Origin of the sequence: Dapis brunnea BLCC-M229 (assembly GCF_050015995.1) — a bacterium.
In the GTDB taxonomy this organism is placed as follows: Bacteria; Cyanobacteriota; Cyanobacteriia; order Cyanobacteriales; family Microcoleaceae; genus Trichodesmium.
In genome coordinates, this window is sequence record NZ_JBNHEP010000160.1 from 1 (window position 1) to 11514 (window position 11514).

Here is an 11514-nt window from a genome sequence, read left to right on the forward strand (position 1 = left end):
AAATGAATTTATCATTGCTCTATACGCAATAGTAGAAAAATTTTCACTATCCATCCCCTCGGACGGGTGCTTCAGAAAATGTATTAACTCTGGCGTATATAGCAATAGTCGGAAAATTTCACTATCCATCTCCTCTGGCTAGGTGCTTCAGAAAATGAATTTATTATTGCTCTATAAGCAATAGTAGAAAAATCTCACTATCCATCTCCTCTGGCGGGGGATGCTTCAGGAAATGAATTTATTATTGCTCTATACGCAATAGAAGAAAAATTTCACTATTCATCTCCTAGAACAATCCGACGTAACACACCATTTTTAGATGTGTCAGTCAACTAGCTTGATTATAGCTAGCTTGCTTAGTTATACTAAACCTACAGAAATTAAGAAACTCAAATAATTCTTTGAAAAGAAATACAATATGGCATTTCACAAACTGAAATTGAATCAGGTTTTTGGAATTTCACCAGATGTTCCTAAACATACCTATGTTGATAGAAATAATCTCGATCAAAAATTTAGATATTTGCTTGATTCTGGAAGCCACCTAGTTATTCACGGTGCTTCAAAGCAGGGTAAAACAGTGCTAAGAAGAAAAAATTTACCAGATGGAAAATGTATTAAAGTTCAATGTACTAACAGAACAGATATTAGTCATATATATTCTGAAATTATTAGGCAGGCAAAAGTTAACATACCAGCGGAAGTAACTAATAAAATTTCTGGTACTGCAGGCGCAAAAGCTATGGGTTTAGGATTTCAGATAAATGGGGGATTAAATAGTGACAGAGAAGAGAAATACAAATTTCAAGGTTTTAGTTTAGATAACATAAATTACATTGCTGAAGTAATCCAAAAAACCAACAAAAAAGTAGTAATTGAAGACTTTCACTACTTATCACTTTCACTACTTATCAAAGGAAGTAAAGGAAAAATTATCATTTGACTTCAAAGTGTTTTGGAATTGCTCTGTTTCTTTAATTATTATGGGAGTTTGGTCAGAGGATAATATTTTATCTTACTACAACGGAGATCTAATTGGTCGCGTTCAAGAAATTGATGTTTGATGGAAGAGGGAAGAACTAGAAAAAGTTCTTGAAATGGGAGAAAGAAAATTACAAATTTCCTTTAGCGATAACATCAAAAAATCTATCCTAGATGATTCTAATGGAAATGTCGGTTTATTGCAGCTTATTGCAGGAAAAGTTTGTTTAGCATCAGGCATTACAGATAATAATTCTAGAAGCAACCGTACTATTAGTAACATTAACTCTCTAGCAAATTGTCGTCTACAAATATGTAGAGACCTAGTTCCAAGGTATCGTTTATTTAGTGAAAAATTTAGTAGAGGTTTTAATAATGAAGCAACCCAACCGATTTATGAGAGTTTACTGCGTATCTGCATGAAAGCAAGTGATGAAGAACTACGGTTGGGTATACATAAAGACATTATTGTAGAGCGTCTCAAACATCTAGATATAGAAGTAAACTCACCATTAAGCAATTATCTTAAAAGAATAGATAATCTACAGTCAATAGGTGGAGTTTCTCCCCTTGTTCTGTCTTATAATACAGATTCCCAAAAGGTTCAATTAGTAGATTACGACCTTTTATTTTTTCGCAAATATATTGGAGAAAAGAACTTGCCTTGGTCGTCGTTACGACAATATTAGCCTCAAGTTTATAACCTCTTTTTTGATATTATTTAGGGTTTGCTGATTAAATTTTAAAGCATTGACTCCTAAAGATTTTAGTCGTTTTAGGTCTTGAAAAAGTACAAATTTTTTGCTCCTTAAAGCTCATATATGTTAGGATTTTCGGTTGACAAGAGCCGAAAAATCAAGGGATAATTCTTCCTTCTGCCTCCTCTAAATTCCTTACTCCTCCTGTCTTCCCCTCCTGGGAGGGGTTAGGGGTGGGTTGTCTCCTGTCTCCTGACTCCTACCCTCACCCATAAGACTTTTGAGCGCAAACCCTATTTATAATTATTTTAAGGGAATGAAAAAAATAAACCTTACTATTTCCAGAAGCACTGATAACTGATAACTGATAACTGATAACTGATTAAAATGCCAACCTTAACAAAGAAGGAAGTAAAGAACCAATAGCGTGTACAAATTGATTAGGTTTTTCTGGCTCTGGAGGATTCAAACGTAGGTCAATAATTTCCACCAAATATTCTGATAATTCTTCACCCTCTTTACTACCTTTAGAAACAAAAATATCACGAGACTTTTCTGCATCTGCAAGAGCCGCATCAAGATTTCCCAAGTCTGCAAGAGCCATACTTCTAGCAAAATAAGCAGCAGCTAAATCAGATTTCAAACTAATAGCTTGGTTATAATATCTAACAGCATCTTTATAATGTCCTGCCTTAGCTTCAGCAATTCCTAATCGATAAAAATCTTCAGCTTCACCAACATTAGATGGCATTCCCACAACACCTAACAAAAAAGCATTTTTTAAGTCAACGCCTGTTAAATTCGCACCTGTTAAATAAGCACTTCTTAAATCTGTACCAGCCAAATTTGCACCAGATAAATTCGCCCCCGTTAAATTCGCACCAAATAAACTTGTACCAGCCAAATTTGCACCAGATAAATTTGCCCCCGTTAAATTCGCACGACTGAGATTAGCTCCACTCAAATTAGCTCCCTCCAGGTTAGCACCTTGAAGATTTGCCAATACCAAACCAACACCAGTTAGTTCACAATTAGGACATTGTTTGCTAGATAATAATTTTTGTGTATGTTGGATATTTTCAGCAATGGCTGGAAGATTAGGAAAAACTGTAGTAATAACTAACACAGCAGAAAAGATTTTGAGTCTCATTTTTAAAGATTTAAAAAATAGCATATTTTGCTGCTATGTTAACATCAAATTGATAAATCTAAGCCCTAGATATGGAAGGTAATTTCAATTATCAGTTATCAGTACCGACTGCTGAAACCAGAGGCTTGAAATACTGAAGTTTACTTTTTTAATCTCCTCAAAAGGGAAGACTTGAAACCTTATTTTTGGTTAAGAAACCAAGTTTTTCTGGGAAAAGTATAGGGTGCATCTCATATTTGCAAAAATACTTTTTTTATATTCCCTGTTCCCTGTTCCCTGTTCCCTAAAAGCAATAAACTTTTAGCTTTCTTCAAAATTGAGATGCACCCAAAGTATAAGAGTCTCAGCAGAACAAGAAACCCGGTTTCTAGTTTCTAATAATTGATTAAGTAGGTAGGCACGAAAAAAATTAAGTATGTAATAAAAAGTAAAGTAGCTCTGAAGCCTTTTCCCTTCTGACCTCTGCCTCCTGCCTTCCTCTCAAGTTGGGATAACTCTGCTAAATTCTTCATAACTTGTGCCATCTGGCATAACTGCTGCTTGGAGAGCTGCTCCACTCAAATTAATATCAGAAATATTAGCACCCAAAAAACTCGCTCCATTTAAGTCAGCAGCACTTAAAATAGCCTCTGTTAAATCTGCTCTCATTAGATTTGCTTCAATTAAGTCTGCTCCTGCCATGTCTGCTCTGGTGAGATTAGCACCAATTAAATCAGCTTCATTTAGAATAGCTCGTCGGAAATTAACACCATACAGGTTAGCTCCATGTAAATCTGTTTCATAGAGGATCGCTCTTGAGAGGTCAGCATCTATCATATTAACTTGACTAAAATTAGCACGACTTAGGTCTGCTCTGGTTAGTTTTGCTCTTGTTAAATCTGCTTTGTTAAGTTTAGCTCCTACTAGAACGGCACCTGACAAATTTGCTTCACTTAAATCAGCTCCAATTAGATTCGCTCCACTGAGATTAGCTTTGGCCAGATTTATTCGACTGAGATTGGCCCGACTGAGGTTTGCACCTGTTAAGTCAGCTTCAAAAAAATTAGCACCTTCTAAGTTAGCTTCTAGTAAATGTACTTCATGTAAGTATAGACCACTAAAATTTCTTTCTCCTCTTGCATATTGCCTTAATAATTCGTCTATTTTCATTATTTGGTTAATCATAAATTTTCTTTGAAATATACTGGCAGCAGAATTAATAAACAGGATTTTATTTGATTAATTTTGTAACTCAAATTTATCCTGCCTCATTATTTTGATACAGGTATTCAAAGATTAATTCCGAAAATCATACTGTAATACCGTTTCAGGGAATTCATAATTCTGAATTCAGAAGTTAGATTCGATAGGCTAAAAAGTTTGACAAGACAACAGTTTGAAGCAATTATTTGACATTTAAAGTTTGAAACTACTTGTGACATCTTTAAAGTGAATTGGTATAAGTATTCAGCTATTAGCAGTCAGCAGTCAGCTTTTTAATGAATAGATATCTCCAGAAAATAAATAATGGGACTTAAATCATTGCATACAACTAGCTGAATCAAGAAAAATTTACCAGAAACAATCTTTTTTTATATCATGTCCGATTAAATAGTTCTAAATAAAGAGGGAGAAGTCAGGAGTCAGGAGCGAAGAGAGGCAAAAAGAAGATATAAAAAGGAGAAAGTTTTTTTATCACTAATTATCCGGACATGATATTAGATCTTTGTCCTAAAAATATATTTCCTGTTGCCTGTTGCCTACTCTAGCAACAAGTCTATTGTTTTTCGGAGATGTCTAATTAATGAAGCAAGTATTCGTTTAACTTATACTAAATTTTCAACCAGAGAATTGAAGCAAGAGAATTGAAGCACAAGAACGACGAGTTTGAGTTGTCAACCAATACAATTGTCTGTCGAGAAATGTAGATATGTTTCGGAAGCTAATAGCTAATAGCTAACCGCTGAATGCTTACATCACTCATAGTTAATAATTGCTATATTTTCAGAGATTATCTAAAGCTTTCATAAGGAAATTTACCTTTTTTCGGGTCAAACCACTGATGTAAAAGTTGGGTATTTTCATCACTAGCAATAGTAGTATCAACAAATTTATCCCAGTCTGAATTTGCCAGTGGTAAAATACAACCATAATTTTCAAAAGTAAAAGGAATTTTGGGAATTAGATCAAACTCATTAAAATTTTTATTTTGTTGCCAAACTGCTCCCAGTAACAAAATACCGTCACTAGCAATAGCATCAATTTTACCCTGAGATAATTCATTAATTCCTTCTGCTCTATCAGATACTGCTTGCCAATTTGCATTGGGATAAATAGGGCGAAATTCTTCTTCAGTAGTTGTGCCTTGTAATAAGCCTATTGATATTTTTTCTCTAGTACCTTTGATTGGGTCAAACCTTTCTGCATCTGTTTTTTTTACTAACAATTGAATTCCTGTAGTGAAAAAAGGAATAGAAAAATCCACTACTTCCTCCCTAGCATTATTAATAGTTGTAGCGGCACAGACAATATCTAGTTTCCCATCTTCGATTAACTGAAAACGTTCTTCTAGAGATATTTTTTGCAACTCTAGTTTTATGGGTTTCCCTAACTCTTGCTCTAGACGTTGATGAATTAATTTAATTAATTCAACTGAATAACCTTCTAATTGATTGGTTTGACTGTTGATGTAGCTAAATGGAACAGCATCACTTCTGACTCCCGCTTTTAGTACCCCCGTTTGTTGAATCTTTTCTAATACAGTTTCTGCCAAACTTGGCAGAGGAAAGCTAATAAAAAATATACCGATCAAATAGCTAGTTATTTGATTTAAACAGGAAGCAGCAAGCAGCAAGTACGAAGAAGATAATTTAATCATAAAAATCAATATATGGAATAGGGAATAGGGATTAGGGATTAGGGAATAGGGAATAGGGAATAGGGAATAGGGAATAGGGAATAGGGATTAGGAAGTAGGAAGTAGGGAATAGGGAATAGGGAATAGGGAATAGGGATTAGGAAGTAGGAAGTAGGAAGTAGGAAGTAGGAAGTAGGAAGTAGATTGCATCCGAAACAACTTCTGACTTCTGACTTCTGACTTCGTTCCTCGTTCAAACTTGGCAAAAGAAAACTAATAAAAAATATGCTGATTAAAGAGCTAATTATTTGATTTAAAAAGGAAGTAGTAACCAGGAAGTAGGAAACAGATGAGTTAATCATAAAAATCAATAGATCAATATAGAGAATAGGGAGTAGAAAGTAGGAAGTAGATTGCATCCGAAACAACTTCTAACTTCTGACTTCATTCAAATTTGGCAAAGCAAAACTAATAAAAAATATGCTGATTAAAGAGCTAATTATTTGATTTAAAAAGGAAGTAGCAACCAGGAAGTAGGAAACAGATGAGTTAATCATAAAAATCAATATAGGGAATAGGGAGTAGGGAATAGGGACTAATTTGTAGCAAACATTTATTAAATTGGTATAAGTATAACAATTTGCTTTTTGATAAATATTTAATTTGGTTTAAAATTACGATATAGAATTATACCAATTTTAAAAAAGAATGTTGCCAATAGTAAGGGCAATAAAAATATTTTTCAGGATACGTTCATTTGACAAAAAAGATAATTTACGACCTAAAAAATGGTATTGAAGCCATTCCCATAATACTCCTGACTCCTGACTCCTGACTCCTAAAAAAATCTCCTAGTAATTTATATCAAACTTTTATTATATCATACCTAACAATAAAATTTCTTGATAATTGGCTACAATTTGCTATTTAATCGGGTATTAAAATTAAAAAATCACCAAAAAACTGCTAAGGAGATAAGACAATGGCAAAGGTGATTTTTTATGAGAAACCAGGCTGTAAAAACAATACTAAGCAAAAGACTTTGCTAGAAGCAGCAGGTCATCAATTAGAAACTCATAACTTGTTGAAAGAAGCTTGGACAAAAGATAATTTGCGTTTATTTTTTGGCGATCGCCCAGTAGCGGAGTGGTTTAATAAAGCTGCTCCAAAAGTTAAATCTGGAGAAGTAGTTCCCGAACAAACTGATGCTGAAACTGCTCTAACAATGATGGTAAATGATCCATTATTAATCCGTCGCCCTCTAATACAAGTAGGCGATCGCCGAGAGGTGGGATTTGATGTTGAAGTTGTTAATAATTGGGTTGGTTTAGAAGCTGTAGATGAGACTCAAAAGGCAAAAAGTGAGGAGCTAATGAGTCAAGATTTACAAGCTTGTCCAAATAGTCATAATCATCATTAGATTAGAGTCTAAAAAAACCGATTTTTATCTCTAAATTTGCCTAATCTCTCGTTAGATAATTTTCTGACGGGAGATATTTCCATAGTTTGTTAATGTATTTAACTTAAATGCAAACTACTATGTCTTATAAAATAAAATAATTATTATTATTTTATGTGTTAAATATATTCATTTTCACTCGCTAGTTGTAGACGTTATTTCGCTAGGAAGATTGAATAAAATATCCCTACTAGATTGAGATTTTGGTTTCTTTATGATTGATGGAGTTGGAAAATATGAGAAGTTAATATTCTTCATCTGAGTTGATAACATCCCTTGTACTTTTCTGTGCACCTTGACCAGATTTAGCAAAATAAATACCAACTAATACAGTAGTAAATGCAATCCAGTTAATAAAATTTAATTTTTCAGAAAAGATAATCCAAGCAAAAATTGCTGTAAGAATAGGTCCGAGTAATAGAAAAAGGGAAACAAATCCCGCAGAAAATTGCTTCAGACTATGAATAAAAATCAAATTTCCCAAACCTAGACAAAATATTCCTAAACAGATAACTGTCAACCATCCCGACCAAGATGAGGGAAATAATTGAGGGTCAGTCAAAAGTGCAAGGGGGAGAAGTAAAATACTTCTAAAAAAACAGGTCCAGAATAGTAGAGTTGCCGCGGAAAACCGATATCTGAGTCGTTCATAAATCAGAGAACCAATGCCATAAAATACGGCAGAAAGTAAAGCTAAACTATCAGCTCTAAAATATTGACTGCCAAATTGTAAATCGGAAAATGCGATCGCACTTGAGCCAAGAGACGCTAAAATTACTCCAACTACAAACCGACTATTAAAAGATTGATTTAAAAATAGCCATCCCCCAAAAGTTGCAAAAATAGGAGTCAGGTTATGGAGTAAATTAGAGTTTGTAACGCTGGTTTGATTTAAAGACCAAGCCCAAAATAACAAACACATTAAATCAACAATTGCTGATAACAATAAAATACCCAAATAATTAATAATTTTATTCTCTTGGCTAGGACTAGATTCAGAAGCTAATAGAGGGATAAAGTTTGTAATTTGATTCCATAATCCCAAAAAAATTGTCGCAATCCATAAGCGATTAAAAATCGTTGCATTGGCTCCAATTTCTTGTTCGCTCAATCTAATTAAAATGGCAGCAAAGGAAAGAAAAAAAACACCTAACAGTAATAAACTGAAGGGAATAATTGTTGAGACAAAATTTTCGCGAGACTGTTGAGTTTCAGCTTGAATTGTCATTATTTATCGGTCAATCAAGGGAAAGAATAAGGGAATAATACCAAAGTTGGAAAAAGTTTGGCTACATATTCTCAAATTTGGCTTAGGAGTTTTGGGAAAAAACAGTAATAATTTTCCAATGGTTTGGATTGAAATGCAACTATGATAAATATTTAAACAGACATAATATCAGCGACTTTTTAGATTTTTTTTACACTAAGCAAAGGCTTTTGACTAGGTAAATCAATTGGACGGGGATAATGTATTGGAGTTTTACTTAATTTCCGCAAATCGCAAATATATACAATTACGAATAGGGAATAATACCAAAGTTGGAAAAGTTTGGCTACATATTCTCAAATTTGGCTTAGGAGTTTTGAGAAAAAACAGTAATAATTTTCTAGTTGTTTGGATTGAAATGCAACTATAGATAAATATTTAGGGTTTGCTGATTAAATATGAAAGCATTGACAGGCAAAGGTTGTAGCATTTTTTAGTTCTGAAAAAGTACCAGCTTTTTGAGCTTTTACCGTCAAAAAGCTAGTATTTTGCGGTGATTATAGCAGAAAAATTGTCCCTCAATTTTTCCGACTATCTCCTCTAAAATTCCCATTTCTCCTGACTACTGACTACTGACTACTGACTACTAGACACAGCAAAAATACTTTTTCAGCAAACCCTATTTAGACAGACATAATATCAGCGACCTTTTAGATTTTTTTTACACTAAGCAAAGGCTTTTGACTAGGTACACCAACCGAACGCGGATAATTTATTGGAGTTTTCCCTACTTTCCGCAAATATATACAATTACGAATACTGTGACTTAAGGGAGTTTTAAATTCTTCAATAGTCTCTATCTTGCCTCCCAAAACTTTGACAACTTCTAGTAAATTAACCTGTTCATCAGTTGTGAAATTTCCTCGATATAAAATTGCAATCCCACCTATTTTTAATAATGGTAAAGCATATTCAGCGCAGACTACTGTAGGTGCAACAGCTCTCAAAAGAGCAATATCATAAATTTCTCTATATTGAAATACACGACCAATTTGTTCAACTCTGTTAGTTATAGTTAAAGCATTTGTAATGTTTAAATCTGATAATATAGTTTGGATAAAATTAATTTTTTTGCGGGTTGAATCTAGTAAAGTAACAGCATATTTAGGTACAGTAATAGCAACTGGTAATCCGGGAAAGCCTCCACCAGTGCCAATATCAATAACCTTTTTTTCCTCTTGCCAATTTATTTGATTTTCCAAGATCAACTTAATACCTCTGAGAGAATCCCAAATATGTTTTTCCCAAAAATCTTCCGGGGTAGTAATTCTAGTTAAATTTAACTTTTTATTTCCAACAATAATCAACTCATAAAGTTTCTGAAATTGTTGTTTTTGTTCTGCTGTTGGCTGCCAATTTAATGTTTTTTGCCAAACAGAATTCATTTCTGGCAAGATTTGTTTCTTATGATCATTCATTTGATAAATTTCAACCATAAGCAATTTTCATGTAGACTTATCTGATAGAGTAAAAAATATTTCACGAAAACAGGGTGGGAGAACGGAAGCCACGTTACTAAGGGACGCGGTAGAAGTTCGACCCAGGCGATATAACATCGCCGAATAAACTTAATTGTTCCCCTTCCGTTCTTTTAGATTTACGAGTGCGTTTAGTTTTGGTGTTGGTGGTTTGGAAAATTCAGTAGTATCAAAAAGGTTGAGTTGAGTAGGATTAGTTGGTTGACTAATTATTAGTTTAATAACCTTAACTTTTTGTTGAAGCAGCTCCCCAAATCCATAATTAAATCCATCAGATTTATGGGTATGTTGGCAATATTTATGACTAATTCCCTGGATAAGTTCGGTTTTAGTTTTGATATTAAAACTGCCAGTTTTTCTAACAGCAACTCGACCAACATAAGTACCAATCTTTTTACCTTTATTGACAACAACTTTGACCATATCTCCAGTTTGGAAGCCAAAGAATGATTTCTGTCTAAGCTTAGGTGCGCCTCTGGGAAAACCGTACTTATCAGAGTTAACCATTTGACGAGAACCACGTCCCATAGCTTTGATTAGCAAGGGTTGGTATCCTTTGATGTTCAAACTATTAGGGGTAGAAGTGCCAACACAGGCAGCGTCAGCCCAGTGACTTTTGCTAATACCTAAACGTTTTCGATTAAACTTAGTTAATCCTCCAGAACCAACTTCAACAGGTAAACCGATAGCTTCGAGCGTTTCCTTTAATTTCCAGCGAGTTGCATTAACAGCCGCAGTATCAGCTAAAGGTTGTTTTCTCTGCTTTTCAATTAATGCTAAAAGCTTGGGTTTATCGCTTAAGAAATCAGCAGGCAATTGGTTATCCTTTTTCTGATTGCACTTAACGCAACTCAATACTAAATTGGAAACTCTATCGCTACCTCCCTGAGATTTAGGATGGAAATGGTCCAGGTTAAAAGGCCCTTCTTTGGTATTGCAATAAACACAAGTGCGATTAAACTTCTCAAGCAGATATTCTCTTATCTCATAACCAAATAGTTCGCCTTTTTGGTACTCTGTCCCGTTAATTTCTGGGTTAACCATTTTCTGTGTATCAAATCGAACTAACTCCATACTGATAGTAGAAATAGGAGCTAATCGACACAGCTTTTTCACCCAAGATTCAATGTTAAAAATCCTCGACATTAACGATGGAGGCAACCAACCATCGCGTCGTTTTCTATTCAGAAATCTTGGCTGGCGATAACGAGTTTTACGGTTACGTCTTGACCTTCTTCTTACTCGTCTGTCGCTTAAATTGTCCTTGATTTGAAACCCTCGATGTTCCAACTCAGCACACCAGACAATGTTAGTATCTGATAGTAAAGCTAAACCAGTAGTCTTAGCACCGGGGTCAATCTTAATTCTTAATTCCTTCGGTTGATTTTTTGATTCCTCCTTCAAAATAATTGTCAAAGGATACCTGCGAAATACTGCTGCTTTTCCTTGAGTTAATAACTTTCTGGCAACAGCAGGATGAGTTGGATTACAGGGTTTTCTATTTGTATCCAGCACAAAAACTGAATTTTTACTCATGGAAAAATCTCCTATTGCTAGGGTAATGGCCACCTGGCCAATGTTACATTCCGGCACATCCAAATAACACCGCTTTACCCCTCGTAAACTTTTAATTATCTGGTTTCAG

9 protein-coding genes are annotated in these 11514 nt (G+C 34.3%); 3 read left to right on the forward strand and 6 right to left on the reverse strand.

The genetic code is table 11. The annotated features are described in order from the left end of the window. Positions 1-418 precede the first annotated feature (418 nt). Together ACP6PM_RS18880 and ACP6PM_RS18885 are read left to right on the forward strand one after the other, a co-directional pair. Positions 419-943 carry a hypothetical protein gene (locus tag ACP6PM_RS18880; RefSeq protein WP_426587300.1) on the forward strand — a complete coding sequence of 175 codons (525 nt, stop codon included), beginning with the start codon at positions 419-421 and terminating at the stop codon, positions 941-943. A gap of 154 nt (positions 944-1097) precedes the next feature. Further along, positions 1098-1670, forward strand: coding sequence for a hypothetical protein (locus tag ACP6PM_RS18885; protein WP_426587302.1), 573 nt, complete (start codon positions 1098-1100; stop codon positions 1668-1670). Positions 1671-2061: 391 nt separating this feature from the next. Here ACP6PM_RS18885 and ACP6PM_RS18890 read toward each other — a convergent pair whose 3' ends face one another. From ACP6PM_RS18890 to ACP6PM_RS18900, 3 genes are all read right to left on the reverse strand, one after another. Next, the gene (locus ACP6PM_RS18890) at positions 2062-2829 is read right to left on the reverse strand and encodes a pentapeptide repeat-containing protein (protein ID WP_426587304.1); all 768 of its coding nucleotides are present in this window, start codon (positions 2827-2829) and stop codon (positions 2062-2064) included. Positions 2830-3309: 480 nt separating this feature from the next. Beyond that, positions 3310-3993, reverse strand: a complete 684-nt coding sequence (locus ACP6PM_RS18895; RefSeq protein ID WP_426587306.1) for a pentapeptide repeat-containing protein — start codon at positions 3991-3993, stop codon at positions 3310-3312. A gap of 826 nt (positions 3994-4819) precedes the next feature. Next, complete coding sequence (locus ACP6PM_RS18900) at positions 4820-5686, reverse strand: amino acid ABC transporter substrate-binding protein (RefSeq protein ID WP_426587308.1); 867 nt, start codon at positions 5684-5686, stop codon at positions 4820-4822. A gap of 961 nt (positions 5687-6647) precedes the next feature. Here ACP6PM_RS18900 and ACP6PM_RS18905 point away from each other — a divergent pair. Continuing rightward, positions 6648-7085, forward strand: coding sequence for an ArsC/Spx/MgsR family protein (locus ACP6PM_RS18905; RefSeq protein ID WP_426587310.1), 438 nt, complete (start codon positions 6648-6650; stop codon positions 7083-7085). A 283-nt stretch (positions 7086-7368) separates the two neighbouring features. On the opposite strand, the gene ACP6PM_RS18910 is transcribed toward ACP6PM_RS18905, so the two are convergent. The 3 genes from ACP6PM_RS18910 to iscB form a co-directional block, all read right to left on the reverse strand. Further along, positions 7369-8352 (reverse strand): DMT family transporter, encoded by a 984-nt coding sequence (locus ACP6PM_RS18910; protein ID WP_426587312.1) that lies wholly within the window; start codon positions 8350-8352, stop codon positions 7369-7371. Positions 8353-9041: 689 nt separating this feature from the next. After that, complete coding sequence (gene rsmG / locus ACP6PM_RS18915) at positions 9042-9809, reverse strand: 16S rRNA (guanine(527)-N(7))-methyltransferase RsmG (RefSeq protein WP_426587314.1); 768 nt, start codon at positions 9807-9809, stop codon at positions 9042-9044. A 150-nt stretch (positions 9810-9959) separates the two neighbouring features. Continuing rightward, positions 9960-11405 carry an RNA-guided endonuclease IscB gene (iscB, locus tag ACP6PM_RS18920; RefSeq protein WP_426587346.1) on the reverse strand — a complete coding sequence of 482 codons (1446 nt, stop codon included), beginning with the start codon at positions 11403-11405 and terminating at the stop codon, positions 9960-9962. Between the last annotated feature and the right edge of the window lie 109 nt (positions 11406-11514).